At 64.6% G+C, this 25,181-nt stretch carries 23 protein-coding genes and 1 tRNA gene; 11 read left to right on the top strand and 13 right to left on the bottom strand.

Features of this window, described 5'->3' with window-relative positions; all coding sequences use genetic code 11:
• The first annotated feature begins 23 nt into the window (after positions 1-23).
• Positions 24-1,208 (top strand): deoxyguanosinetriphosphate triphosphohydrolase, encoded by a 1,185-nt coding sequence (locus Q8M85_RS14705; protein ID WP_305545931.1) that lies wholly within the window; start codon positions 24-26, stop codon positions 1,206-1,208.
• A gap of 45 nt (positions 1,209-1,253) precedes the next feature.
• On the opposite strand, the gene Q8M85_RS14710 is transcribed toward Q8M85_RS14705, so the two are convergent.
• On the bottom strand, positions 1,254-1,715 hold the full coding sequence (locus Q8M85_RS14710) for a disulfide bond formation protein B (RefSeq protein WP_305546058.1): 462 nt from the start codon (positions 1,713-1,715) through the stop codon (positions 1,254-1,256).
• 283 nt (positions 1,716-1,998) lie between these two features.
• On the opposite strand from Q8M85_RS14710, the gene Q8M85_RS14715 reads away from it, so the two are divergent.
• From Q8M85_RS14715 to Q8M85_RS14730, 4 genes are all read left to right on the top strand, one after another.
• Positions 1,999-2,859 carry a neutral zinc metallopeptidase gene (locus Q8M85_RS14715; protein WP_305545933.1) on the top strand — a complete coding sequence of 287 codons (861 nt, stop codon included), beginning with the start codon at positions 1,999-2,001 and terminating at the stop codon, positions 2,857-2,859.
• A 44-nt stretch (positions 2,860-2,903) separates the two neighbouring features.
• Positions 2,904-2,987, top strand: a tRNA-Leu gene (locus tag Q8M85_RS14720).
• A 490-nt stretch (positions 2,988-3,477) separates the two neighbouring features.
• Positions 3,478-4,104 (top strand): Hint domain-containing protein, encoded by a 627-nt coding sequence (locus Q8M85_RS14725; RefSeq protein ID WP_371135258.1) that lies wholly within the window; start codon positions 3,478-3,480, stop codon positions 4,102-4,104.
• A 185-nt stretch (positions 4,105-4,289) separates the two neighbouring features.
• Positions 4,290-7,493: a Hint domain-containing protein gene (locus Q8M85_RS14730; protein WP_305545935.1), complete on the top strand. Its 3,204-nt coding sequence runs from the start codon at positions 4,290-4,292 to the stop codon at positions 7,491-7,493.
• Here the strand turns inward: Q8M85_RS14730 and Q8M85_RS14735 are convergent.
• The 9 genes from Q8M85_RS14735 to Q8M85_RS14775 form a co-directional block, all read right to left on the bottom strand.
• Positions 7,485-8,099 (bottom strand): nucleotidyltransferase family protein, encoded by a 615-nt coding sequence (locus Q8M85_RS14735; protein ID WP_305545937.1) that lies wholly within the window; start codon positions 8,097-8,099, stop codon positions 7,485-7,487. The genes Q8M85_RS14730 and Q8M85_RS14735 overlap by 9 nt on opposite strands.
• 53 nt (positions 8,100-8,152) lie before the next feature.
• A complete protein-coding gene (locus Q8M85_RS14740) occupies positions 8,153-10,573 on the bottom strand; it encodes an FAD-dependent oxidoreductase (protein WP_305545939.1) in 2,421 nt (806 codons plus the stop codon).
• A 118-nt stretch (positions 10,574-10,691) separates the two neighbouring features.
• On the bottom strand, positions 10,692-11,996 hold the full coding sequence (locus Q8M85_RS14745) for a branched-chain amino acid ABC transporter permease (protein ID WP_305545941.1): 1,305 nt from the start codon (positions 11,994-11,996) through the stop codon (positions 10,692-10,694).
• 1 nt (position 11,997) lies between these two features.
• Positions 11,998-13,002 carry a branched-chain amino acid ABC transporter permease gene (locus Q8M85_RS14750; RefSeq protein WP_305545942.1) on the bottom strand — a complete coding sequence of 335 codons (1,005 nt, stop codon included), beginning with the start codon at positions 13,000-13,002 and terminating at the stop codon, positions 11,998-12,000.
• Positions 13,002-13,355, bottom strand: a complete 354-nt coding sequence (locus Q8M85_RS14755; RefSeq protein WP_305545944.1) for a hypothetical protein — start codon at positions 13,353-13,355, stop codon at positions 13,002-13,004. The genes Q8M85_RS14750 and Q8M85_RS14755 overlap by 1 nt, the downstream gene beginning before the upstream one ends.
• Before the next feature lie 31 nt (positions 13,356-13,386).
• The gene (locus tag Q8M85_RS14760) at positions 13,387-14,100 is read right to left on the bottom strand and encodes an ABC transporter ATP-binding protein (protein ID WP_305545946.1); all 714 of its coding nucleotides are present in this window, start codon (positions 14,098-14,100) and stop codon (positions 13,387-13,389) included.
• A gap of 52 nt (positions 14,101-14,152) precedes the next feature.
• Positions 14,153-14,758, bottom strand: coding sequence for a hypothetical protein (locus tag Q8M85_RS14765; protein WP_305545948.1), 606 nt, complete (start codon positions 14,756-14,758; stop codon positions 14,153-14,155).
• Complete coding sequence (locus Q8M85_RS14770; RefSeq protein ID WP_305545950.1) at positions 14,755-15,540, bottom strand: ABC transporter ATP-binding protein; 786 nt, start codon at positions 15,538-15,540, stop codon at positions 14,755-14,757. Before Q8M85_RS14770 ends, Q8M85_RS14765 begins: the two co-directional genes overlap by 4 nt.
• A 104-nt stretch (positions 15,541-15,644) precedes the next feature.
• The gene (locus Q8M85_RS14775) at positions 15,645-16,841 is read right to left on the bottom strand and encodes an ABC transporter substrate-binding protein (RefSeq protein ID WP_305545952.1); all 1,197 of its coding nucleotides are present in this window, start codon (positions 16,839-16,841) and stop codon (positions 15,645-15,647) included.
• 201 nt (positions 16,842-17,042) lie between these two features.
• On the opposite strand from Q8M85_RS14775, the gene Q8M85_RS14780 reads away from it, so the two are divergent.
• Positions 17,043-18,152: a PQQ-dependent sugar dehydrogenase gene (locus Q8M85_RS14780; RefSeq protein ID WP_371135259.1), complete on the top strand. Its 1,110-nt coding sequence runs from the start codon at positions 17,043-17,045 to the stop codon at positions 18,150-18,152.
• Here Q8M85_RS14780 and Q8M85_RS14785 read toward each other — a convergent pair.
• Complete coding sequence (locus Q8M85_RS14785) at positions 18,149-19,168, bottom strand: GlxA family transcriptional regulator (RefSeq protein WP_305545954.1); 1,020 nt, start codon at positions 19,166-19,168, stop codon at positions 18,149-18,151. The genes Q8M85_RS14780 and Q8M85_RS14785 overlap by 4 nt on opposite strands.
• 155 nt (positions 19,169-19,323) lie before the next feature.
• Here Q8M85_RS14785 and Q8M85_RS14790 point away from each other — a divergent pair, with 155 nt between their 5' ends.
• Complete coding sequence (locus Q8M85_RS14790) at positions 19,324-20,694, top strand: class II 3-deoxy-7-phosphoheptulonate synthase (protein WP_305545956.1); 1,371 nt, start codon at positions 19,324-19,326, stop codon at positions 20,692-20,694.
• A gap of 48 nt (positions 20,695-20,742) precedes the next feature.
• Here Q8M85_RS14790 and Q8M85_RS14795 read toward each other — a convergent pair whose 3' ends face one another.
• The gene (locus Q8M85_RS14795; protein ID WP_305545958.1) at positions 20,743-21,357 is read right to left on the bottom strand and encodes a PAS domain-containing protein; all 615 of its coding nucleotides are present in this window, start codon (positions 21,355-21,357) and stop codon (positions 20,743-20,745) included.
• Between the two features lie 144 nt (positions 21,358-21,501).
• Here Q8M85_RS14795 and Q8M85_RS14800 point away from each other — a divergent pair, with 144 nt between their 5' ends.
• The 3 genes from Q8M85_RS14800 to Q8M85_RS14810 are packed head-to-tail and all read left to right on the top strand — an operon-like array spanning position 21,502 to position 23,558.
• Entirely contained in the window at positions 21,502-22,395 is an 894-nt protein-coding gene (locus Q8M85_RS14800; protein ID WP_305545960.1) for a YicC/YloC family endoribonuclease, read from the top strand.
• Between the two features lie 3 nt (positions 22,396-22,398).
• A complete protein-coding gene (gene gmk, locus Q8M85_RS14805) occupies positions 22,399-23,043 on the top strand; it encodes a guanylate kinase (protein ID WP_305545962.1) in 645 nt (214 codons plus the stop codon).
• A complete protein-coding gene (locus tag Q8M85_RS14810; RefSeq protein ID WP_305545964.1) occupies positions 23,040-23,558 on the top strand; it encodes a gamma carbonic anhydrase family protein in 519 nt (172 codons plus the stop codon). Before gmk ends, Q8M85_RS14810 begins: the two co-directional genes overlap by 4 nt.
• A gap of 4 nt (positions 23,559-23,562) precedes the next feature.
• Here Q8M85_RS14810 and Q8M85_RS14815 read toward each other — a convergent pair whose 3' ends face one another.
• Positions 23,563-23,868, bottom strand: coding sequence for a hypothetical protein (locus Q8M85_RS14815; RefSeq protein WP_305545966.1), 306 nt, complete (start codon positions 23,866-23,868; stop codon positions 23,563-23,565).
• A 205-nt stretch (positions 23,869-24,073) separates the two neighbouring features.
• On the opposite strand from Q8M85_RS14815, the gene Q8M85_RS14820 reads away from it, so the two are divergent.
• Positions 24,074-25,087 (top strand): cell wall metabolism sensor histidine kinase WalK, encoded by a 1,014-nt coding sequence (locus Q8M85_RS14820; protein ID WP_305545968.1) that lies wholly within the window; start codon positions 24,074-24,076, stop codon positions 25,085-25,087.
• The last annotated feature ends 94 nt before the right edge of the window (positions 25,088-25,181 follow it).

Here is a 25,181-nt window from a genome sequence, read left to right on the forward strand (position 1 = left end):
CGCCTCACAAGGACAAGCCCCGCATGCTCGCCCCTTATGCCTGCCAACCCGATGCCAGCCGTGGCAGGCTGTGGCCCGAACGGCTGTCTTCGTTCCGCTCGCCCTACCAGCGCGACCGGGACCGGATCATCCATTCCAGCGCATTCCGGCGGCTGAAACACAAGACGCAGGTCTTTGTCGAACACGAGGGCGACTACTATCGCACCCGCCTGACCCACACGATCGAGGTGGCGCAGGTCGCCCGCACCATCGCCGGGGTGCTTGGCCTGAACACCGACCTTGCCGAGGCCGTGGCCCTGGCCCACGATCTTGGACACACCCCCTTCGGCCACACCGGCGAGGACGCGATGGAGCGGCTGATGGCCCCCTATGGCGGCTTTGACCACAACGCGCAGGCGCTGCGGATCGTGACCCGCCTTGAACGCCACTACGCCGACTTCGACGGGTTGAACCTCACTTGGGAAACCCTTGAAGGCATTGCGAAACACAACGGACCCGTCACCGGACCGAACGCCGATGCAAAGCATGAGGGCGTGTTGCCCTATGCGCTGGCGGAAGTGAACGCCCAGTGGGACCTCGACCTGCACACCCATGCCAGCGCCGAGGCGCAAGTGGCCGCCATCGCGGATGACGTCGCCTATTCGCACCACGACCTGCACGACGGCCTGCGCTCGGGCCTGTTCTCAGAAGACGACCTTATGCAACTTCCCGTCACCGGCCCGGCGTTCGAGGAGGTCGACCGCACCTATCCCGGTCTGGACAAGATGCGCCGCCGCCATGAAGCCCTGCGCCGGGTCTTCGGCCGCATGGTCGAGGATGTGATCGCCGTCGCCCAGAACCGCCTGACCTCGGCCCAGCCGAAGTCGGTCGACGACATCCGCGAGATGGGGACCACGGTGATCCGCTTCTCGAAACCGCTTTATCAAGAGCTGAAGGCGGTCCGCAGCTTCCTTTTCCACCGCATGTACCGCGCGCCCAGCGTCATGGCGGTCCGGGCCGAGGTCACGCGGATGATCGACGACCTCTTTCCGCTGTTCATGAAGCAGCCCGACCTTCTGCCGCAGGAATGGCAAGGGGATGTGCAGGCCGCGACGGACGAGACCGCGCTTGCCCGCGTGGTTGCCGATTACGTGGCAGGGATGACCGACCGCTTCGCGATCCAGGAACATGCGCGGCTTTTCGGCACGACACCCCCACCCGGGACCTGATCTGCGGCGATGCGGGAGGTCCCGGGTCAAGCCCGGGATGGGCCCTCAGGCCGCCCGCGCCGCCTTGACCCAGAGCCCCGCGAAGATCACCGACAGGATCGCGTTCCAACCGGCCATCGAGATCCCCAGCATCTGCCAGGCGATCTCGTCGCAGCGCACCACGGCGGCCACGTCCTTTGACGGGTCCAGCAGATCCGCCGTCGAAATGCCTGCGATCGACCCCGCAGTGCAAGACGCCAGGCCTTCCCACCAGAGCTGCTCGACGCCGACGTGGAAGATGCCGATCCCGGCCGTCGCCAGCGCGGCCAGCGCGCCTGCCCATGCCAGCCCGCGCCAGCCGGTCAGCAGTGCCAGAGCCCCGATCCCGATGGCCGCGGCGTGTGGCCAGCGCTGCCACAGGCAAAGCTGGCAGGGTGCAAGGCCGCCGACATACTGGAAGGCGAAGGCCCCGCCCAGCAGGGCCACCGAGCCCAGGGTGGCGACCAGGATCAGGGTGCGGCTCGACAGGGACATGGCTTGCTCTCGGACAATGGGGCCGCGACGGGGCGCGGCGGGGCGGGGCGCGGCGCGACCATAGGCCGGAGGGCGGACAAGGGAAAGAGGAACCGAAGTCGCGGGGCAGGGGTTCTCATTCCGGCTTCCGATGCGGTCGCGGGGCGGATAGGATTTCCGAGAACCGGGGGTGGGCGCGGGTTAAGGATTCGTGAATGCCCACGGCCAAGGCATTGGATTTGCAGGGGAAGGGCGGATTGTCCACTGTGGACACCGACCCACAGGAAAGGGTGACGACATGCAGTGGCGCGGGCGCAGGGGCAGCAGCAACATCGAGGACCGGCGCCGGATGGGTGGCGGCGGGGCCGCGCGGGTAGGCGGGATCGGCGGGGTCGGGGCTGTCGTCGTCTTCCTGATCGCCATGTTCCTGGGGGTGGACCCCAGCCAGTTGCTCGGCCCCGAAGGAACCGGCGGCACCACCTCCTCTGCCCCGGTCGAGTTGACCGCAGAGGACCGTGCCGAGGGTGAATTCGTCTCGGTCGTCCTGGCCGATACCGAGGAAATCTGGACCCGTGTCTTCAAGGACCAGCTTGGCCAGCAGTATCGCCCCGCCACGCTGGTCCTCTTCAAGGAGGGAACCCGCTCCGCCTGCGGGGGCGCGACCGAGGCAACCGGGCCGTTCTACTGCCCGATGGACCGGAAGGTGTACCTGGACACCGCCTTCTTCACGACGATGCACCGCCGCCTCGGCGCCTCGGGCGACTTCGCCGCCGCTTACGTCGTCGCCCACGAGATCGGCCACCACGTCCAGAACGAGCTTGGCATCCTGGAGGAAGCGACCCGCGTCCGTCAGCAGGTCAGCCAGGAGGAATCGAATGCGATTTCGGTTCGGGTCGAGCTGCAGGCCGACTGCCTGTCCGGCATCTGGGCACGCGAGGCCGCTCAGTCGCTGGGGACAGTCGAACGCGGTGATCTGGAAGAGGCAGTGAACGCCGCCCGCCAGATCGGGGACGACACCCTGCAGCGCAATGCCGGCCAGCGCCCGATGCCCCATACCTTCACCCACGGCACGTCAGAGCAGCGGTCGCGATGGTTCATGATCGGCCTCCAGTCTGGCCGTCTCGCTGACTGCGATACCTTCGGAACCAACGATCTGTGACGCGTTGACGGCGGGCTGCCAAGGTATTAGACGATCTTCCGGTGGCCCGAGTGGTGGAATGGTAGACGCAGGGGATTCAAAATCCTCCGCCGCAAGGCTTGCGAGTTCGAGTCTCGCCTCGGGCACCACCCTCTCCCTGATTCGGCTTTTCAGTGACGCCTGAAAGGCATCCTCCTCGGTTCGGGGCCAGTCCCGCAGTCCGTCGCCGTTTGCCCGGGGTTGGGAAACACTCGGTCCGACGGGCCGGCGGCGGAACGGTCGCAAGCAACGGCATCACCAAGCCGTGACTGCACCCGCGCAAGGCATGTCGCAGATCGGGTTGAGTTGGTGAATAGAATACACGGTAAAATTGAAAGGACTTCTGGCAGGCCCGGTTAGCCGGGCCGATCTTCCAGCGATGACGGTCGTTTGCGCGAACAGAGCCAAGGCGGCGTGACAATCCCGCGTTGCACGCCACACGTCTCGGCTGAAAGTCGCCGGTGTTGTCCTTGTTTTCCAAGAACTTTCCCCTTCCCATCCCCCTGCTGGCAGGACTATCCAGAAGCAGGAACCCGGCCCTTTTCCCGCCGGGCGCCAAGTCGAACAGCAGGTCAACGACGCCAGGACGAGTATGCAAGAATGACATTTGACACGCCCCTTTCCCCGAAGCCCCAAAGGTGCACGCCCTGCTTCACACCGGGCACCCTGATCACCACTCAGCGCGGCGAACTGCCGGTCGAATTCCTGTCCTCTGGCGACCGGGTCGTGACCCGCGACAACGGCATCCAGACCGTGCGCTGGGTGGGAAAGACCCAGATGTTCCTGCACGACTTCCAGGCGGACCCGCATCTCCTGCCGGTGTTCATCCAGCAGGGGTCGCTGGGCAAGGGCTTGCCCGAACGTGACATGATGGTCTCGCCCAACCACCGCATCCTGGTGGCCAACAACCGGACCTCCGTCCGCTTTGCCGAGCGGGAAGTCCTGGTCGCGGCAAAGCACCTTGCTGCGCAGGGTGTGCATACCGTGCAGTCCAGTGGGACAACCTACATCCACTTCATGTGCGACCGGCACGAGGTGGTGCTAAGCAACGGGGTCTGGACCGAAACCTTCCACCCCGAGGACACCTCGCTGAAGGGAATCGGCAATGCGCAGCGGTTGGAGATCTTCGAGATCTTCCCCGAGCTTAAGACCGAGGCAGGCCGTGCAGCCTATGGACAAAGCCGCTTCATCGCCGATGGCCCGCATCGCGCCGAAGCTGTGGTTTAAGGCAACACCTGGCCTCTCCCGCGCGCCTGATTGTGCAATGGCGTTGCAGGAGACGAGGGCCGTGCGCTAGTTAGAAGCAGCATTACGTAGAGACGTCATCAGAATGGCGCAAAGCTTCCCGGGTTCGGACACTGATCGAACACGAAAGCTGACTACGGCTGAGCTGCGAACGGGGACAGACAAGTATGGCGACGATTGAAGGCTCGGGCGCGGGCAGCGTTCACACAGGGAACGATGCCGAGAACGACTCGATCTGGGGGGCTGGCGGCGCGGACGTCCTTTATGGCGGGCCCGGCACCGGCGGCGGCAACGATTTCCTGGATGGTGGCACGGGCAGCGACGTCATTTACGGTGGTGACGGCGACGACACGTTGATCGGTGGTTCGGGCGGAGGCGACGACACGCTTTATGGCGGAGCCGGTATCGATACCGCTGATTATAGCCGCCATCTGACCGACCTTGAGCCATCCCCTGTCTTCGTGGCCAACACCACTGCAGTCAACGTCAATTTGGCCACCGGCTTTGCCACCGGCCTTGGCACCGACCGGCTGTTCGGGATCGAGAACGTCATGACCGGCGGAGGGGCTGACACCGTAACCGGAAACGCGCAGGCGAACCTGATTTCGCTGGGCGGCGGGGCGGACACGGCGGATGGGGCCGCAGGCGACGACACGATTTTCGGCGAGGCTGGGGCGGACTCGCTGCTAGGCTCTGCAGGCAATGACCGGCTTTTCGGCGGCGCTGATGCGGACCGTCTATTCGGTGGAATCGACAACGATTATCTGGATGGCGGCGCGGGGGTCGACCTCCTGTACGGCGGTTCGGGTCGGGATACGCTGGTCGGCGGTGAAGGCGGCGATCTGCTTGATGGCGGGCAGGGGTTCGATGTTGCGGATTACAGCGGGTCGACCAACGCAGTTCAGGTCAACCTGAGCGATGGGGCACCCGAGACCGGCGGCCATGCGGCAGGCGACACCCTGATCGGAATCGAAGGCATCATCGGTTCGGCCTTCAACGATTCCCTCGTCGGCACGTCCGATGCGAACTTCATCGATGGCGGTGACGGAGCGGACACGATTTTCGGCGGTTTCGGCAACGATTCCATAGTCGGCGGCGGTGGAAACGACGTCATCGACGCAGGCCCGGATACTCCACCCACCGTCACCCCAGCGCCCGCCGAGAACCTGCGGCTGGACTGGGATGCCCAGCCGGGCGGTGTTGGAACCAGTTACGAAGCGGGGTTCACCCAGCTTGTCACCGGCGCGGGCGGAACGGCCCGGATGAACGTCACGGTGACCTACACCGAAGACAACCCGAACTCGCAGTTCACCGAGGACGATGTTCCAGGCGGGGGCGCGTCCGTGCCGATCTATGCGGGAGCAACCGATTTCCCGGACGGACGCAGTTTCGACACGACGTCTGCGGGCGTGCTGTATCGGGACGGTGGACCAGGTGTCTCGGAAGTCACCATCGACTTCTCGGCCCCTGCCGGATCAGGTGTGACCGATCAGGTCAGCAATGTCTTTTTCCGCATCTCGGACGTCGACACGTCGGACACTGCCCTCGGTTTCCGCGACACGGTCACCGTCACTGCTTACGATGCATTCGGCAATCTGCTGCCGGTGACCATCACCGTCGGCTCTACCCAGCTGGAGCAAACCGGGAATACGGTCACGGCCGTCCCGCAACCCGGGGACCCGAACGGGTTCAACACCTCGCCCGGGTCTTTGACCGGGTCTATCCTCTACAACATTGCCGGTCCGGTCGCGTCGATCGTCATCCAGTACGGCGATGCCGGCACCACGGGTTCGCCGCAAGCAATCCTTGTTTCGGACATCCATTTCACGACCATCCCGGAAACAGCTGCCACGGCTGACGATGATACGGTCTCGGGCGGACTGGGTGACGACTTCCTGCAGGCCGGGCTTGGCGAGGATCTGCTTTACGGCGATGAGGGTCGTGACACCCTGTTGGGTGAGGCGGGCAACGACACGTTGTACGGCGGGGTTGAGAACGACCTGGTCTATGGCGGTACCGAAGACGATCTGGTCTATGGCGGGGCCGACGAGGACACGCTTTACGGCGATGCGGGTAACGACACTCTGTTCGGCGGCGATGGCGCGGACCAGATCTTCGGTGGCCTGGGCAATGACAGCGTCGAGGCGGGCGATGGTGCCGACCTTGTCTACGGCGGGGACGGCAACGACCGGCTTCATTTCGGCTCGGGCGACGACACGGTCTATGGTGGCGCCGGCGATGACACGATCGACGATGTGCCGTTTGCGAACCTTGCGGGACGCAACCTGATCTATGGCGGCGACGGCAGCGACACTGTCTGGACCGGGGACGATGCGGACACGATCTACGGTGACGCTGGGCCGGATGTGCTTAACGGGGAGGGCGGGAATGACCTGATCTTCGGCGGCACTGGCAACGATCAGCTGTACGGTGGCGACGGGGTCGATACGCTTTTTGCCGACGAAGGCAACGACACGCTGTACGGCGAGCTTGGCAACGATATCCTTTACGGCGGGCTCGGGTCCGACGTGATCTATGGCGGCGACGACCGCGATCTGATTTCGGCGGCTTTTGCCGATGTCACCGGGCCCGAGAGTGTCTTTGGCGGCGGTGGCGGTGATGACAATGACACGTTGCGGGTCGACATCACCGGCTTCGGATGGGCGCGGATCGATCTGGTCTATGACCCGCTGAACGCCGAGAACGGGACGATCACCTTCTTTGCCGCCGACGGGGTTACCGTCATCGGCACGCTGACCTTCACCGACATCGAAAACCTGGTGATCGTCTGCTTTACGGCGGGTACACGGATATTGACCGCCGACGGGCCGGTCCCGGTCGAGACGCTGGCGGCAGGCGACATGGTGATCACGCGCGACAATGGCTTGCAGCCGCTCCGCTGGGTGGGCCGTCGCACGCTCAGCGCCATCGACCTGCAGGCCCGCCCTGAACTTCAACCGGTTCGGATCAGCGCGGGGGCGTTGGGCGCCGCTGGCCCGGAACGCAGCATCTTGCTGTCGCCGCAGCATCGCGTGTTGATCGAAGGGGCCAGAGCCGAGATGTATTTCGGCGAAAGCGAAGTCCTCGTCCCGGCAAAGCATCTGATCGGCTTGGCCGAAGTGTCTCGCGCCCTGCCAGCCGAGGGCGTGACCTATGTCCACATCCTCTTTGACCGGCACGAGATCGTGCTGTCGGACGGAATCTGGACCGAAAGCTTCCAGCCGGCCGAACGCACGCTGAACGCGCTGGAGGACGCTGCCCGCGCCGAAGTGCTGGCGCTGTTCCCCGAACTGGCCGCCGATGTGACAAGCTTTGCGGCTGCCCGCCTGTCGCTGAAAGCGCACGAGGCGCGGGTGCTGATCTCAGCTTAATGGCGTCGGGCGTCCGCGAAAGACCTCCCAGTCATCCGGCGTGTCCAGGTCCAGCGTCGCCATACTGCCGGGCAAGGGCACCTGACGGACCCGGTCCGTGTGGCGCTTCAGAACGGAACGGCCACCTTCGTCCCCGGTGATGGCGGCAAGCTCGGGCCAAAGATCGCGCGGGATGATCGCAGGATGACCCGGAGTGCCATCAATCGTTCCGCCGCGCCAGATCAGATCGGGCTCGGCCCGGAACCGCGAGATAAGGTCGGCCAGGGCCTTTGGGGAAAACCCGGGCATGTCAGCGGGCAGGATCATCACCGCGTCTTCTGGACCAGCCTCGCCGATCGCGGAAATTCCCCGTACGATCGAGCGCGACATGCCCTGCGCTGCATCCGGGACGTCCACCACCGTCACCGGAAGATCCGCGACCGCCGCACGCCGCGCGGCGGCGGCGGGCGGCAGGGTGACCAGGACCGGGGCACCGCTGGCAAGTGCCGTCTCAGTCACCAGCCGCAGGATCGGTCGGCCCCTGATCGTCTGCAAAAGCTTGTCGGCCCCGCGCATCCGCGAGGACGCTCCGGCAGCAAGCACAAGGATATGGACGGTCGGTCGCATGGGTAATGCTCCATCCGCCCCGGCCCAATTGTCAAGCGCGGCGTGACGCTACGTCAAGCGCGCATCCGGCCGCCGTCGTCCCACAGCGGGGCCAAGTGGACACGCGCCTTGCGACGCTCGCCAAGGATCTCGACTTCCAGCTCAAGCCCGTCCTGCACCCGGTCGGCCGGGATGAAGCCCTGGGCGACCGACTTTCCGGTCCAATGGCTGTATCCGCCCGAGGTGCACCAGCCCACGACCGCGCCGTCCAGCCAGATCGGCTCCCAGGCCACGACGTCGGCGTCACTGGCATCGACCACGATGGGCACCAGCTTGCGCGACGGGCCTTCGGCCTTTTCTTTCGTCGCAGCGGCCTTGCCGATCCAGTCGGCGGGTTTGTTCCAGCTGATGAAGCGGTCCAGCCCGGTTTCCGCAGGCGTGTAATCCGGGCTGAATTCGCGCCCCCAGGAACCGAACCACTTGTCCAGCCGGAGTGACATCATCGCCCGCATCCCGAAGGGTCGGATGCCCAGGTCCTGACCGGCGACCCAGAGCGTGTCCCACAACTGACGGACCGACATGTGGTCCGTAAAGATCTCGTAGCCCAGGTCGGCGGTGTAGCTGACGCGCTGGACGATGCAGTTGGCCATACCGACGGTCATGCGGCGGACGTCCATGAACTTGAACGCCTCGGCGCTGACGTCGCTGCGGGTGACGCGCGACAAAAGCTCACGCGCCTTCGGGCCCGCGATGGTAAAGCCCGACCGCGCGTCCGAGATGTTGTCAACCCGGACGTCCTCCATCGCGTTCTGCTCGAACCAGCGCGCGTGCCAGCCTTGGGCACCATAGCTTGCGGTCAGCTGGAACTCGGTCTCCGACAGGCAGGACACGGTGAAGTCACCGATGATCTTGCCGGAATGGGCCAGCATCGGGGTCAGCGACAACCGGCCCGGCTTCGGGATGCGGCCGGCCATGATCCGGTCCAGCCAGGCCCGGGCATTGGGGCCGGTGACGGAATACTTGCCAAAGTTCTGCAATTCGTTGATGCCGACGCCTTCGCGCACCGCCATCACTTCCTGACGCGTCGCCTCCCAGGCGTTCGATCGTTTGAAGGTCGGCGTCTCATAGCGCGGCTCGCCGGGCAGGGCGTAGTAGTTCGGCACTTCCAGCCCGTACTGCTGGCCCCAGACCGCGCCCAGCTTGTCGTTGATGTCGTACATCGGCGTGGTGCGGAACGGGCGGGCGGCGGGGCGTTCCTCGTTCGGGTAACCGACCGAAAAGCGCATCTGGTAGTTCTCGATCACCTTCGGCACGGTGTATCCGGGCGTGGTCCAGGTGCCGAAGCGGCTGACGTCAAAGCCGCGCGGGTCACGTTCGACCTCGCCTTCGATCATCCACTGCGCCAGCGCCAGACCCATGCCGCCGCCCTGCGAAAAGCCCGCCATCACCGCGCAGGCCGACCAGTAGTTGCGCAGACCCTGGACCGGGCCGATCAGCGGGTTGCCGTCAGGGGCAAAGGTGAAGGGTCCGTGGATCACCCGCTTGACCCCGGTGCGCTCCAGCACCGGGAAGCGGCGGTAGGCGAAGTTGACGCTGTCCTCGATCTTGTCGAACTGTTCGTTCAGAAGCTCATGGCCGAAATTCCACGGGGTGCCGTCCACGGCCCAGGGTTCGCAGGGTTTCTCATAGAACCCGATGCAAAGGCCGCGACCTTCCTGACGCAGGTAGGACTCGCCACCCGGGTCCATCACATGCGGGAACTCGCGGCCCGATTTCAGGATTTCCATGATCTCGGGGATGTCGTCGGTGACCAGGTATTGATGCGCCATTGGCAACAGTGGCAGGTAAACCCCCGCCATTGCCCCAATCTCCCGCGCCCAAAGGCCGCCCGCGTTCACCAGATGCTCGCAGGTGACGGTGCCCTTTTCGGTGACGACTTCCCAGCCGCCCCTGGTCGGGTTCGTCTCCAGCACGCGGTTGTGCAGCACGATCTCCGCGCCCCCCATCCGTGCGGCCTTGGCATAGGCATGGGTGGTGCCCGAGGGATCAAGGTGGCCGTCCAGCGGGTCATAAAGCGCGCCGACGATGCCTTCGAGGTTGACCATACCGTCGGTGAACTTGTTGATCTCTTCCGGCCCGAGGATTTCGGTATCAAGGCCCATGTAGCGGTGCTTGGCGCGTTCGGCCTTCAACTGGTCGAAACGCTCGTTGTTGTCGGCAAGGGTGATCCCGCCCACATGGTGCAGCCCGCAGGACATGCCGGTGATCGCCTCCAGCTCTTTGTACAGCCGGATCGTGTAGCCCTGCAGGGCGGCCATGTTGGTGTCGCCGTTCAGCGTGTGAAACCCGCCCGCCGCATGCCAGGTCGATCCTGAGGTCAGTTCCGACCGTTCGATCAGCATGACATCCGACCAGCCAAGCTTGGTCAGGTGATAGAGGACCGAGCAGCCGACAACGCCGCCGCCAATCACCACCACACGCGCATGGGTTTTCATCGCAAGTCTCCCCGCCCTATCCGGTTTTGCCGCACCATGACGGGGCAGGGGCCGGAAGGCATTAGGATTTGCGACAAAAAATGTCGCGGCCAGACAGTGAAGCCGGGCCGCGCGGGGCTTACTTCTCGGGGATCAACCCGCGGGGGGCGAAGCGCATGACGAGAAGGAGGACGACGCCCAGGGTCAGCAGGCGCATATGCGCGGCAGTGTCCTTCAGATGGTCCTTCAGGTCGCCAGCGGGCAGGCCTGCCGTGATCGCGCCCATGACTTGCGGCCCCAGGAACTCGACCGCGAGGTAGAGCCAGCCGATCAAGAGCCCCCCCAGGATCGAACCCCAGTTGTTGCCGGACCCTCCCACGATCACCATCACCCAGATCAGGAAGGTAAAGCGCAAGGGCAAGTAGGACGGCGGGGTCAGCTGACCCTCCATCGAGGTCAGCATGGCGCCCGCCAGACCCACCACGGCCGAGCCGATGATGAAGATCTGCAAGTGGCGGAACTTCACGTCCTTGCCCATCGCGGCGGCGGAAATCTCGTTGTCGCGAATGGCGCGGACAGTGCGGCCCCAGGGGCTGTTCAGCGCCCGCTCGCAGCCCCAGACCAGCAGGATCAGCACCAGGCCGAACATGCTGGCGTAGAGCAGTTTGACGAAGATGGTCGAAGCGGTGATCGGGTCGGCACCGATGGTCGCCACCTGATCCAGGAATGTGGGGTTGACTTGCAGGTCGATCTCGTAGGGGACCGGCCAGGGGCGGGGCAGGTCGATCAGGTTCTTCACGCCGCGCGCCAGCCAATCCTCGTTCCGAAGGATGGTCACGATGATCTCGGCGATACCCAGAGTGGCGATGGCGAGGTAGTCTTCACGCAGGCCAAGGGCGATCTTGCCGATGACCCAGGCGGCAGCCGCAGCCATCAGCGCGCCCACGGGCCAGGCGACCAGCGAGTTCAGGCCGAGGCCACCGATGTTGCCGGCCTGGGCGGGATTGTTCGCTTCGACCGCGATGACGCCGGGGTCAAGGATCATGCGGTAGATGAAGAACGCCACGACCAGATAAAGGGCAAGCGCCAGCGCGCGGTTGGTCCCTGGCTTGAGACGGCGGTAAAGCCAGGTCGCGAAGGCGATGGCAACGGCCCCGAACAGCAGCGCCTCCACGATCTGCGGACCGCCTGCGGCCCAGCCCTCGGGCACCGGCTTGGCCGAGACCAGCACAACAGCAAGGCCCCCCAGAGCGACCGATCCGACGATGCCGGTCGAGAACAGTCCCGCATAGCCCCACTGGATGTTCACCCCGATCGCCATGATGCAGGACAGAAGTGCCAGGTTCAGAATGTTCAGCGACAGGTTCCAGCTTTGGAACACCCCTGTCAGGATGAACAGCAGGGCCACACCGGCAAAGAGGAACAGGTTGCGATACCGTGCCATTTCACTTGCCTCCGAAGATGCCCTGCGGGCGGAACAGCAGGACCAGGATCAGGATCGAGAAACTGACCGCGACCTTGTAGTCGGTCGACAGCGCCTGATAGAGGCCGTCGCCCAGCCAGTCCGGCGGGACAAGATAGCCAAGGATCTTCTTCCAGGCGCTGGTAACGATCAGTTCCGAGAAGGCGACGATGAAGCTGCCGATCACGGCCCCCACCGGCGAGCCGAGGCCCCCCACAACCGCTGCGGCGAACATCGGCATCAAGAGGCTGAAATAGACGATCCCGCGGTAGGACTTGTCCAGGCCATAAAGCGTGCCCGCGATGCAAGCCAGCGCCCCGGCGATGATCCAGGTGATCATGACCACGCGTTCGGGGTTGATGCCGGACAGAAGCGCCAGATCCTCGTTGTCGGAATAGGCCCGCATTGACTTGCCGGTGCGGGTCCTTTGCAGGAACCAGAACAGAGCCGCGCAGCAGATCACCGCCGCTACGACCGAGATCGCCGCCGTCGTCTTGATCGCCAGCGGCTCGGCGAGCCCCGACCAGGCCTTGAAGTCCTGGGGGTTCAGCATCATCCGCGCGCCGTCGGTGAAGTTCTGCTCGGACGTGCCGATGATCAGGCGGACCAGGCCGTTCATCACGAACATGACGCCGGTCGAGACGATGACGACGATGATCGGCTTGGCGCGTTGCTTGCGGTAGAAGCGGTAGACCACCCGGTCGGTCCCCAGCACCATCGCAATGGTGACAAGGATGCCAAGCGGCAGCGCCAGTAGCGCGGTCGGCAGCGGACCCGCTGTGATGCCCATCGACTGGAACCACCAGGTAAACAGGATGACGAAGGCCGTCCCGAAGGCCATCGTGTCGCCATGCGCAAAGTTGGAAAAGCGCAGGACGCTGAAGATCAGCGTGATGCCAAGCGCCCCCAACGCAAGCTGGCTGCCATAGGCGAGGCCAGGCACGACGATGAAGTTCAGGAACGCGACGAGTGCGTTGAGGATGTCCATCAGTTCGACTCCGTCCGGCACGTGCCGCGCAGGGTATTTGAAAGTATTTCGGTTCCCGAACTGTAGTGTGCCGTCAAAGTCAGGCCGCCCTGATCGTGCAGCATCAAGAGCAGTGTGTTGTTCGGGCCGGGTGTTCCGGCAAATACCTGCGCTGCCTGGATGTGGGCAAGTTCGGTCAGCACGACCACATTCCCCTCAATCTCGTGCTCGACGCCGCCATCGACCGGCCGCACCCAGGCGGTACGCGGGTCGGCGAAAGCAACACAGGCTCCTCCAGTCTCGCAATCCTCGGCAAGCATGCAGACCTGCTCGCCCGCCCAGGCAGATTGCGTGGCAAGCAGCAGCAGAGCCACGGGCGCGGAAACCGACCTTATACCCATCCCGTCAGCCCCCCAGGAAGGATTTGCGCACATCCGGGTCGGCAAGAAGCGCCTGCCCGCTGTCGGTATAGCGGTTGCGGCCCTGCACCAGCACAAAGCCCTTGTCGGCTATGTCCAGGGCCTGGCGGGCGTTCTGTTCAACCATCAGGATGGAAATCCCGGTGCGGGCGATCTCGATGATGCGGTCGAAAAGTTCGTCCATGACGATGGGGCTGACCCCGGCGGTGGGTTCGTCCAGCATCAGGACCTTGGGCTGGGTCATCAGCGCCCGGCCCACGGCAACCTGCTGGCGCTGGCCGCCCGACAGTTCCCCCGCCTTTTGATAGCGCTTCTGCTTCAGGATCGGAAACAGACCGTAGATCTGTTCCATCGTGTCGCGGATCGTGTCGTCCTGCCGGATGAAAGCGCCCATCTCCAGGTTTTCTTCCACAGTCATCCCGGTGAAGATGTTGTGGGTCTGCGGCACAAAGCCCATGCCCTTGCGGACCCGCGCCTGGGGCGAAAGCGAGGTAATATCCTCGCCCATCAGCTTCACGCTGCCCTGGCGCAGCTTCAGCATCCCGAAAACGGCCTTCATCGCCGTGGACTTGCCCGCACCGTTCGGACCGACGATGACCGCGATCTCGCCCGGCTCTACTGCCAGAGTGCAGTCATGCAGGATGTCGACCGCGCCATAGCCGCCGGTCATGTTCTCACCGATCAGGAAGGGTGCGCTCATTCGGAAGGGTCCAGTTGCGGGGCCGGGATGTGACGATACGAAACGGCGCGCATCATTCGGCCAGCTTCGTGTTGGACAGGAAATCGGCCTGATATGCGGCGTGTTGCGGGGAATATGTATTGGCAATGGCATAGGTCATGATCTGCATGACGCGCTTCGGCTGCACAAAGACCGAGTTGGCGAACACCACGTCCAGCCCGTTGATCCTGGCCTTGTAGACCACGGTATCCCCGGTCAGCGCACCCAAGGTCACCGGCTGCACGTCGATCACTTCGGGCGTGTTGCCGGTCGCCATCTGGGCATTGTCCAGCACGACCTGGCGCATGAACTCAGGCGTCAGACCGTCATCGCTGCCCAGGTCTTCGATTAGGTATTGCGCGTAATGGCGGGCATCGATCCGGTAGGCGGCGTTGATCTCGGGGCTGGCGGGCGGAGTGGTCACCCAGCCAAGTGCCCCGCCACAGAACTGCACCGTGGGGGTCACATCCTTGCAAGCCGCAGGCGTCGACGGGTTCACCGCGTCTGAGTATTTCCAGGTTCCGTCATCGAACAGCGTCACCGTCTTGCCGCCCACGACGGCCTTGCCGACCGCCGATTGCGCAAAGGCCAGGCCCGGCAAAGCCAGGCAGGCCGCCAGGATCAGGCTCCCAAGTTTCATGCCGCACCCTCTTTCAGCTTGTTCTTCAGGCCCCGGCCCAGATAGGCCTCGATCACGCGTTCGTCGTTCTTGACCTCGTCCACGCTGCCCTCGGCCAGGACCTTGCCCTCGGCCATGCAGATCACCGGGTCACACAGGCGACCGATGAAGTCCATGTCATGCTCGATCACGCAGAAAGTATAGCCACGTTCCTTGTTCAGACGGACGATGGCGTCGCCGATCGTGTTCAGGAGCGTCCGGTTCACGCCAGCGCCAACCTCGTCCAGGAAGACGATCTTGGCATCGACCATCATCGTTCGGCCCAGTTCCACCAGCTTCTTCTGTCCGCCCGAGATCATCCCCGCCTTCTGGTCGGCAATGTGGCTGATCGTCAGGAACTCCAGCACCTCGTTGGCCTTCTGGCGGATGCGTTCCTCTTCCTCGGCGACGGCCCCGCGCGAGAACAGCGCGTTCCACAGCTTTTCCCCAGACTGGCGGGGCGGCACCATCATCAGGTTCTCGCGCACGGTCATCGAGCTGAATTCATGGGCAATCTGGAAGGTCCGCAGCAGGCCCTTCTCGAACAGCTTGTGCGGCGGCAGCCCGGTGATGTCCTCGCCGTCCATGAAGACCTGGCCGCTGGTCGGCGTGTAGCGCCCGGCGATCACGTTGAAAAGCGTGGTCTTTCCCGCGCCGTTCGGGCCGATCAGACCGGTGATCGTGCCGGTCTTGATCTCCAGCGATGCGCCGTCAACGGCGTGAAAGCCGCCGAAATGCTTGTGCAGCTTCTCGACCCGGATCATGTGCTTCCCCTGTCGCAGCCCGTTGCGCCTTGTGGCCGGGCCTTCTTTTGGGCAACGGCCCGGGGGTGTCCCGGGCCGCGCCTTGCTTCATAGTTCTTGGCAGATCAACGGAACTGGACGGTCTCGTAGACGCCGCCCTTGACTTCGAACTGCTTGTAGCGGCCAGCAGATTCGCCCGGCCCGATCAGGGTCACGCCCGAAGCGCCGTCGTAGTCGATGGCGGTGCCAGCCGCGATCAGCTCCAGCGCCTTGCCCAGTTCGCCCGGCAGGATCTTGGTGCCCGAACCGTCAGCCGGCCCGTTGGCGATCTCCAGGATCTTGTCCTTGTAGACGGCCGGATCGGTCGAACCCGAGGCTTCCATCGCCAGCATGATCAGCGCGGCAGCATCATAGCTTTCCGGGGTGTAGGGCGAGGTCGCATCAAAAGCGGGCTCGTTGGTCTTGCCCATTTCTTGCAGAACGGCAGCGCCGGGGCTGTCGGACTGCGCGACCTGGCCGTAGGACCCGTCCAGAGCCGGGCCGATGGCTGCGGGCAGGCTGTCGCCGACCATGCCGCCCGGAAGCCCGAACTGCGAGAACGCGCCGGTGTCCAGCGAGGCCTGGATGATGCCCTTGCCGCCCTGGTCCAGATAGCCCGCCACGACCAGAAGGTCGCCGCCCGCCGCCGCCAGCGCCGCGACTTCGGCCGAGTAGTCGGCCTTGCCGTCGTCATGCGCCGCGTTGATCGTCACGGTGCCGCCCTTGGCGGTGAAACCGGCAGCGATCGCCTCGGCAAGACCCTTGCCGTAGTCCGAGTTCGAGTAGGTCAGGGCAATCGACTTGATGCCCTTCTCGACAAGGATCTCGCCCATGACTTCGCCTTCCCGCGCGTCCGACGGCGCGGTGCGGAAGAACAGGCCATTGTCCGGGTCGTTGGTCAGCGCCGGCGAGGTGGCCGAGGGCGAGACCATCACGATGCCGTTCGGCATGGCAACGTTGGTCAGCACCGCGCGGGTCACGCCCGAGCAGTCGCCGCCGATGATGCCCTTGACGCCTTCGGCGGTGATCATCCGCTCGGCCGCAGCGGTGGCAGCCGCGGCGTCGGTGCAGGTCGAGTCACCGCGCACCGAAGTGTAGGTGTTCTTGGCCTTGCCAGAGGCATTCACTTCGGCCATCGCGGTCTCGGCTGCGTTCGCCATGTGCGAAGTCAGAGATTCGATGGGCCCAGTGAAGCCGATCAGGATGCCGATCTTGACGTCCTCGGCAGCGGCGGCACCAGCCATAAGCGCGCAGGCCGAAGCGGCCAGCAGAAGTTTCTTCATTGATTTTATCTCCCTAGTTGGATCGAAATCCTGCGGAGACGGTAGTGCGGGCTGCGTGAAAAGAAAAGGCCCATTTTGTCGACAGGGTGACGACACTGTTACCGCATGTGAGTCGACACAACCTTTGCGCCTTCTATCTTTACAGCGTTCCATCGTGCGTTGCCAATGGCGCGTTTGCGTTCATCAGGAAGGGATCAACAGTTGAAGATTTCGCTCGGAATAGTGCCGCTTTTCGCCCTGCTGCCACTTTCGGTTGCGGCTGATGAAATCCAGACCTCGGCCGGAGTCATGGCGATCACGCCGATGGTGCAAGGTCTTGAGGAACCCTGGGGCGTCGACTTCCTGCCCGATGGCGCGTTCGTGGTGACTGAAAGGGGCGGCCGCGTTCTGTTGGTCCGCGACGGCCAGGCACAGCCTGTGGGCGGGGTTCCCGAAGTTCTGGCCGAAGGGCAGGGCGGGCTGCTTGATGTGATGGTGCCCCGGGATTTCGCCACGAGCCGCGAGGTCTGGATCAGCTTCGCCGCTGCGGTCGAGGGCGGGGGCACCACGGCCGCAGGCGTGGGGCGGCTGTCGGACGATGGTACGCGGCTTGAAGGGTTCCGTATCGTTTTTCAGGGCGAAGGCTATCCGGGCGGCCGCCACTTTGGCGCCCGGCTGGTCGAGATGCCGGACGGGAGTGTCGCGCTGACAACCGGTGATCGGGGCACCGGTCCGGGCGGGATGCAGGCGCAGGACCCGATGCTGGTGGCGGGCAAGGTGATCCTGCTGAAGCGCGACGGCACCCCCGCGGTCACGCAGGAGGGCTGGCTGCCCGGCGCCTTCTCGCTGGGCCACCGCAACATCCAGGGTGCGGCCCTGGACCTGACGGGACGGCTTCTTACGGTGGAACACGGGGCGCAGGGCGGCGACGAGCTGAACGCGCCGGACCTTGGCCGAAACTACGGCTGGCCGGTCATCTCTTACGGGCGCAACTACAACGGCGATCCGGTCGGGCGGGGGACCGAAGTGCAGGGAATGGAGCAGCCGTTGCACTACTGGGACCCCTCCATCGCACCGTCGGGACTGATGGTCTATTCAGGAGCACTGGTGCCAGAGTGGAAGGGCGACATCTTCTTTGGTTCGCTGAACAGCGATTTCATCGGTCGGCTGGACCCCGACACCCCCACCCGGACCGGCTTTGCGGAGGAACGGCTTGCCGCCCCCGAAACCGAACGCGTGCGCGACATCGTCGAGGCCCCGGACGGATCGATCTGGTTCCTGTCGGTTTTCGACGGCGCGGTCTATCGCCTGGCCCCGGGCTCGGCCAGTTAGATCGACAACCGAACCGGGACGACACCGGGCATCCCTTGCGTGCCACGCTCGCGGTAGGGCGTGGTGCTGTAGTGGCTGCGGTAGCACTTGGAGAAGTGTGAGGGTGAGGCGAAGCCGCAGGCCAGTGCCACGTTGATCACGCTCATGTCGGTCTGCATCAGCAGGTTGCGCGCTTTTTGCAGCCGCAGCTCCATGTAGTAGCGCTTCGGCGAGCGGTTTAGGTAGCGGCGGAACAGTCGTTCCAGCTGGCGGGTCGACATGCCCACTTCCTCGGCCAGATCGGCGGGCGACATCGGGTCCTCGATATTGCCCTCCATCATCTGAATGACCTGGGACAGCTTCGGATGCCGCACCCCGATCCGCGTCGGGATCGACAGGCGCTGGGTGTCCTGGTCGGTGCGGATCGTCGAATAGATCATCTGGTCGGCCACGGTGTTGGCGAGGTCCTCGCCATGGTCGGCGGCGATGATCTTCAGCATCAGGTCAATGGACGAAATCCCGCCCGCCGTGGTCCAGCGGTTGCCGTCCATGACGTAGACCGACTTTGTCAGCTTCACATCCTCGAATTCCTCGGCAAAACCGTCCTGGTTTTCCCAGTGGATCGTCGCCTTCTTGCCGTCGAGCAGCCCCGCCTTGGCCAGGGCATGACCGCCCGTGCAGATGCCGCCGATGGTGACCCCGCGCCGCGCCTCGCGCCGCAGCCAGTTGACCACGCCCTTCGTGGTCGTGCGCTGGATGTCCAGCCCGCCGCACACAAGGATCGTGTCTTCGCGGTCCATCTCTTCCAGCCCGATCTCCAGCCGAAAGGTTGCACCGTTCGAACAGGACTTCTCTGTGCCTTCGCCGCACAGGACCCAGGTGTAAAGCGTCTCACCCGAGACCCGGTTTGCGATGCGCAGGGGCTCGATCGCGCCGGCAAAGCTGATCATGGTGAACTTGTCCAGAAGCAGGAAGACAAAGCGCCGGATCGCGCTGGTCTTCTGCGTCTGGGTGGCTTTTCGCGGCGCGAGCGTCATGTCTGCGACCTGTTCATGTCGTTTGCGGGCCAAAGAACCGCAAATTCAGGGCCGCCGCAAGGGCCGAAAGCTGCGGTTTTCGCCCAATCGCCCTTTGCAAAGGCGGAAACGGGGGCGTATACCGCTGGCCGATTGCACGGGACCGGAGTGGGACGATGACCAAGGGATGGACGAAAACGGCATGGCGCGCAAAACCGCGGATCCAGATGCCGGATTATCCCGACCAGACTGCGCTGACCGCGGTCGAAACTCAGTTGTCGAAATACCCGCCGCTTGTCTTCGCAGGTGAGGCGCGTCGGCTGAAGAAATCCCTGGCACTTGCGGGTGAGGGCAAGGCCTTCCTTCTGCAAGGCGGCGACTGCGCCGAAAGCTTTGCCGAGTTCAGCGCGGACAATATCCGCGACACCTTCCGGGTGATGCTGCAGATGGCCGTCGTCCTGACCTACGCCGCCAAGGTGCCGGTCATCAAGGTCGGCCGGATGGCGGGCCAGTTCGCCAAGCCGCGGTCCGCCCCGACCGAGGTGATCAACGGGGTGGAACTGCCCAGCTACAAGGGCGACATCATCAACGGCTTCGATCCCACGCCCGAGTCGCGGATTCCCGATCCGAACCGTATGCTGCAGGCCTATACCCAGGCGGCGGCGTCGCTGAACCTGTTGCGCGCCTTTTCGACCGGCGGCTTCGCCGACATCCACCGCGTCCACTCCTGGACCCTGGGCTTTGCCGAGCATGACAAGGCCGAACGCTACCGCGAGATGGCGAACCGGATTTCCGACGCGCTGGACTTCATGAACGCGGCCGGGGTGAATTCCGACACCGCAAACGAGTTGAGCCGTGTCGATTTCTACACCAGCCACGAAGCCCTGCTGCTGGAGTATGAAGAGGCGCTCTGCCGCGTGGACAGCATCACCGGGCAGAACATCGCGGGCTCGGGTCACATGATCTGGATCGGCGACCGCACCCGCCAGCCCGACGGCGCGCATGTCGAATTCTGCCGCGGCGTGCTGAACCCGATCGGATTGAAATGCGGTCCCTCGACCACGGCGGACGACCTCAAGGTCCTGATGGCCAAGCTGAACCCGGAAAACGAACCCGGCCGCCTGACGCTGATTGCCCGGTTCGGGGCCGGAAAGGTCGGTGATAACCTGCCGCGCCTGATCAAGACGGTCCAGTCGGAAGGCGCCAATGTTGTCTGGTCCTGCGACCCGATGCATGGCAACACGATCAAGGCGGCTTCGGGCTACAAGACCCGCCCCTTCGATTCCGTCCTGCGGGAAGTCCGTGAATTCTTCGCGATCCACAAGGCCGAGGGGACCGTCCCCGGCGGCGTGCATTTCGAGATGACGGGCCAGGACGTGACGGAATGCACTGGCGGCCTTCGCGCCGTGTCGGATGAAAACCTGGCCGACCGCTACCACACCGCCTGCGACCCGCGCCTCAACGCCTCGCAGTCGCTGGAACTGGCGTTCCTGGTGGCCGAGGAGTTGTCGTCGCAACGTGAGGCCGCTCGTCGCGTCGCCCTCTGAGCGTCGGGAAAAGCATGGCAGGGCGGTGGGGCGACCCGCCGCCTTCTTCTATTCGCTGACATGCACCAGAGACAGGTGGCCCACGCGCCGGATCGGCTGGACAACCGGCGCTTCGGTTGGGGGTATGGGGGCCCGCGGCAGGCGCTCGTCGCGCCAGCTGCGGATCTGCAATTTGCATCGTGCCGTCGGCCCCGGGGCAAAGCTGATGGCCCCCAGTATCAGCTTCGTCCCGCTCTCATCGGCCAACGGCAGAAGTAGTAGTCGCGCCACAAGCCCGCCTCCGGCCGCGCGGTCCGAGCCAAGATCTAATTCGGCCACCGCGGGTTCGGCAAAGACGCGCTCGACCGTCGCGGCCAGCTGGGGCCGCGATTCTGCAGCGAAAAGACAGCTTAGCGGCAGCCCGCGCACATCCATTCCGGCGAAATCGGCCAGGCCCGAGCCCGCGATCCGAACCTGCACCAGCCCGCGTCCGATCCGCTCGGCCAGAAACACCCGGTCCAGAACGCCACTCAGCCCGCGAGGATCAATCGCCGCCCGCGCCGGGAGCGTATCGCCCTGCCGCAAACCTTCCCAGTAGCCCCGGACCTGCGCCAGGCCATCGAAGACCAAAGACGTCTGCGCGGGACGCTGCGGGCGGAACCGATCCAGAAAGCTCAGGCTCATCATTCTCTCCACTGGCCGCATCCTTGCCCTTGCGGGTCAACCGCCCGCCGCGCCATGAAGGGAAAATAGCGCGGATCGACAAGATTCGGCTGAAAATCTATTCAAATGGTAAATACCCCGCGCTGGTGGCGCTGAAAGGACCGCATGATCTCGATGACAGGCTTCGCCGCCCGGCGCGGAACGGGCGTGGGCTACAGCTGGACCTGGGACCTTCGGTCGGTGAACGGCAAGGGGCTGGACCTGCGTCTGCGGGTGCCGGACTGGATCGACGGTCTGGAAGCGATGCTGCGGGCCGAACTGCAAAAGGCGATCAGCCGTGGCAATGTCAGCCTGACCCTGAAAGTCATGCAGGACGAGGGCCGGGATGACGCGGCCTTCCGGCTGAACGAAGCGGCACTGGCGGCGGCGCTGGGGGCACTTGGCCGGGTGGAATCGGCGGCGATGACCATGCATGTGACGTTGCGCCAACCGACCTCGGCCGATGTGCTGACCCTGCGCGGCGTGATTGATGCCACGGCGCAGGAAACTGATACCGCGCCACTGCGTCAGGCCCTGCTGGCCGATCTACCGGCCCTGTTGGCCGACTTTCACACCATGCGCGGCTCGGAAGGTCGGGCGCTGGCCGCAGTCCTGACCGCCCAGCTTGATCGCATCGCCAGCCTGACCGCCGAAGCGCAAGCCGAGACCGCCACTCGCGCGGCCACCCAGGCCGACACCTTGCGCGAAGCCGTGACCCGCGTCCTTGCCGCGACCGATGCCGTCGACCCCGCCCGTCTGGCCCAGGAACTCGCCCTCCTGGCCGTCAAGACCGACGTGACCGAGGAACTGGACCGCCTGGCCGCCCACGTCGCCGCCGCCCGCGCCCACCTGGCCGAGGGCCAACCGGCGGGCCGTAAGCTCGACTTCCTGATGCAGGAATTCATGCGCGAAGCGAACACGCTTTGCGCCAAGGCGCAGTCGCTGGCCCTGACCCGCATCGGTCTTGACCTGAAAACCGTGATCGATCAGATGCGCGAACAGGTTCAGAATGTGGAATAGGCGATGATCCCCAAGTCCCTTCGGCGTGGGCTGCTTCTCATCCTTTCCTCGCCCTCGGGGGCCGGGAAATCGACGCTGTCCCGGATGCTGATGGACTGGGACCCAACGATGCGGTTCTCGGTCTCGGCCACCACGCGCAGCCCCCGACCGGGCGAGCAGGACGGCCGCGAATACTATTTCCGCAGCCGAGAAGAATTCACGGCGATGGTCGCAGAAGGTGGGATGCTGGAACATGCCGAGGTCTTCGGCAATTTCTACGGCAGCCCCCGTGCCCCGGTCGAAGCCGCGATGCAGGCTGGCACCGACACCGTTTTCGACATCGACTGGCAGGGCGGCCAGCAGGTGAAACAGGCGATGCGCGGCGATGTCGTGTCCATCTTTATCCTGCCCCCTTCCATCGCCGAACTGGACCGCCGCCTGCGGACCCGCGCTCAGGACAGTGACGAGGTCATCGCCGGCCGCATGGCGAAAAGCCGCGACGAGATCAGCCACTGGGCCGAATACGATTATGTGCTGGTGAACGAGGAGCTTCCAGCAACTTTCGACAGCCTGAAGACCATCCTGACGGCGGAACGGCTGAAGCGCGAACGCCAACCGCAACTGTCCGCCTTTGTCCGCGCACTGAACGAGGAGTTCGAAGCCCGATGATCTACGTCCTCGATGGTATCGCACCGCAGATCGATCCTTCTGCTTGGGTGGCCGACACTGCCACGCTGGTCGGTAAAGTTGTTGTCGAAGCCGACGCCTCGATCTGGTTCGGCGCAGTGATCCGCGGCGACAATGAAGAGATCCGGGTCGGCGCAGGGACCAACGTGCAAGAGAATTCGGTCCTGCACACCGACATGGGCTATCCTCTGACCATCGGCACGAATTGTACCATCGGCCACAAGGCGATGCTGCACGGCTGCACCATCGGCGACGGCACGCTGATCGGCATGGGGGCCACAGTGCTGAACGGGGCAAGGATCGGCAGCGGTTGCCTGATCGGTGCCTGCGCCCTGATCACCGAGGGGAAGGAAATCCCGGATGGCTCATTGGTGATGGGCTCTCCCGGAAAGGTTGTGCGCGAGCTGGACCAGACCGCCCGCGCCAGGCTGCTTGCCTCAGCCGCAAGTTACCAGGCGAACGCACGCCGATTCCGTGCTGGACTGACCCTGGTGTGAGTTCCTATTCTTCCTCTAGCAGCTCGATGGTGATGCCTTGCCGGGCCGCATGACTGCGCAGTTCGCGCAACACGATCTGCCTGTTCGGCAGTTTCGGTGCCACGACCCGCAGCATCTTGCGGTAGTCCTGCGCCCCGAGCTTTTCGATAATTTCCAACGCGTCGAAGGTCTTGCAGAAAAGCGGTGTCACCACCAGCTCAAGCGAGGCCGGCAATGGCAGCTGACTTTCAAACGCGTCAAGCGGTATGGAAGCAAACTCTTCGGGTCGCAAGCTGCCCTCGGCGGCGCGCGCTTCCGGAATGCCGATCACCAGGCACCTCAACTTCTGCGACAATTCTCGACCTCTTCATGCGTGAGGCGCCGCCAATTCGTCGTCTTATGGACTTACGCCGGGGCAGACCCTTGTTCCGGGCAAAGGCCGGTTCCGCACCACGTTACGTATACAACCGGGAATTTACTGGTATTCCTGCGCAAGACAAGGGCAGAGGCCCGATTGTTGCGGAGAAGTCGAGCGAATGACCACCCTGGACCCTGAGCAGCTGCTCTCCGGCCTGCCGCTGCCTGCGATGCTGGTGCGGCCCGACGACCGGATCGTGGCGCTGAACCTGGCGGCCGAGGCGCTGTTCGGCGCCGGCATGGTGGGACGCCACGCCGCGATGGCTGTCCGTGCTCCGGCGGTGTTGGAGGCGATCGGATCGGTCACTCGCTCGGGGGGCCTTCAGCACGCGCGGATGACGCTGCGCCGCGAGGGGCAGGAAGCGGTGTTCCAGGTCACGGTGTCGGCCCAGGGCGACCTGATCCTCTGTGTCTTCCGCGATGCGACCAGCGAGGAGAGGGCGGGCGAGATGCGGCGGGATTTCGTGGCGAACGTCTCCCATGAACTGCGGACGCCGCTCACGGCGCTGATGGGGTTCATCGAGACCCTTAAACACGCCGCCCGCGACGACCCCAAGGCGCGGGACATGTTCCTGGGGATCATGGAGACCGAGGCGGGACGGATGAACCGGCTGGTGCGGGATCTGTTGCAGCTCTCCCGCGTCGAGGCGGAGGAGCGGGTCCGGCCGAAAGAGCCGGTCGAACTGCGCGGGCTTTTGCAAGGGGTGATCTCGTCCTTGCGGGGGGTGGCGGAAAAGGAGGGGGACCGGGTGGAACTGACCGGCGAGCCGGTGACGGTGCCGGGGGATGCGGATCAGCTGGTGCAGGTCTTCACGAACCTGGTCGAGAACGCGCTGAAATACGGGAAGGGGGGCCAAGTGGTGCGGGTCTCGCTGTCGGCGGAGGAGACGGTGCGGGGGCCGGCGGTGCGGGTCGAGGTCGCGGACGAGGGGGAGGGGATCGACCCGGTCCACCTGCCCCGGCTGACGGAGCGGTTCTACCGGGTCGACACCCACCGGTCGCGCGAGATGGGGGGGACGGGGCTGGGGCTGGCCATCGTGAAGCACATCGTGAGCCGCCACCGGGGGTGGCTGCGGGTGGACAGCGTGGTGGGCGAGGGGAGCCGGTTCTCGGTCGTCCTCCCGCTGGGGTGAGGTGGGGGCCGCAAGGGACTCCGTCTGTCCACGGTGGACATTTTCGGATTATCATTTGGAAGCAATGGGTTGCGCGTGGGCGTTAGGGGTTTGT

Source organism: Tabrizicola sp., from assembly GCF_030694085.1.
In the GTDB taxonomy this organism is placed as follows: domain Bacteria; phylum Pseudomonadota; class Alphaproteobacteria; order Rhodobacterales; family Rhodobacteraceae; genus Tabrizicola.

Bases quoted from the DNA above. Each gene is read 5' to 3' on its own strand.
- Q8M85_RS14760 (WP_305545946.1), bottom strand. From the start codon at position 14,100: ATGAGCGCACCCTTCCTGATCGGTGAGAACATGACCGGCGGCTATGGC.
- Q8M85_RS14750 (WP_305545942.1), bottom strand. From the start codon at position 13,002: ATGGACATCCTCAACGCACTCGTCGCGTTCCTGAACTTCATCGTCGTG.
- Q8M85_RS14820 (WP_305545968.1), top strand. From the start codon at position 24,074: ATGACCACCCTGGACCCTGAGCAGCTGCTCTCCGGCCTGCCGCTGCCT.
- Q8M85_RS14770 (WP_305545950.1), bottom strand. From the start codon at position 15,540: ATGATCCGGGTCGAGAAGCTGCACAAGCATTTCGGCGGCTTTCACGCC.
- gmk (WP_305545962.1), top strand. From the start codon at position 22,399: ATGATCCCCAAGTCCCTTCGGCGTGGGCTGCTTCTCATCCTTTCCTCG.
- Q8M85_RS14745 (WP_305545941.1), bottom strand. From the start codon at position 11,996: ATGGCACGGTATCGCAACCTGTTCCTCTTTGCCGGTGTGGCCCTGCTG.
- Q8M85_RS14795 (WP_305545958.1), bottom strand. From the start codon at position 21,357: ATGAGCCTGAGCTTTCTGGATCGGTTCCGCCCGCAGCGTCCCGCGCAG.
- Q8M85_RS14785 (WP_305545954.1), bottom strand. From the start codon at position 19,168: ATGACGCTCGCGCCGCGAAAAGCCACCCAGACGCAGAAGACCAGCGCG.
- Q8M85_RS14800 (WP_305545960.1), top strand. From the start codon at position 21,502: ATGATCTCGATGACAGGCTTCGCCGCCCGGCGCGGAACGGGCGTGGGC.
- Q8M85_RS14810 (WP_305545964.1), top strand. From the start codon at position 23,040: ATGATCTACGTCCTCGATGGTATCGCACCGCAGATCGATCCTTCTGCT.
- Q8M85_RS14740 (WP_305545939.1), bottom strand. From the start codon at position 10,573: ATGAAAACCCATGCGCGTGTGGTGGTGATTGGCGGCGGCGTTGTCGGC.
- Q8M85_RS14730 (WP_305545935.1), top strand. From the start codon at position 4,290: ATGGCGACGATTGAAGGCTCGGGCGCGGGCAGCGTTCACACAGGGAAC.
- Q8M85_RS14725 (WP_371135258.1), top strand. From the start codon at position 3,478: ATGACATTTGACACGCCCCTTTCCCCGAAGCCCCAAAGGTGCACGCCC.
- Q8M85_RS14765 (WP_305545948.1), bottom strand. From the start codon at position 14,758: ATGAAACTTGGGAGCCTGATCCTGGCGGCCTGCCTGGCTTTGCCGGGC.
- Q8M85_RS14735 (WP_305545937.1), bottom strand. From the start codon at position 8,099: ATGCGACCGACCGTCCATATCCTTGTGCTTGCTGCCGGAGCGTCCTCG.
- Q8M85_RS14715 (WP_305545933.1), top strand. From the start codon at position 1,999: ATGCAGTGGCGCGGGCGCAGGGGCAGCAGCAACATCGAGGACCGGCGC.
- Q8M85_RS14790 (WP_305545956.1), top strand. From the start codon at position 19,324: ATGACCAAGGGATGGACGAAAACGGCATGGCGCGCAAAACCGCGGATC.
- Q8M85_RS14705 (WP_305545931.1), top strand. From the start codon at position 24: ATGCTCGCCCCTTATGCCTGCCAACCCGATGCCAGCCGTGGCAGGCTG.
- Q8M85_RS14775 (WP_305545952.1), bottom strand. From the start codon at position 16,841: ATGAAGAAACTTCTGCTGGCCGCTTCGGCCTGCGCGCTTATGGCTGGT.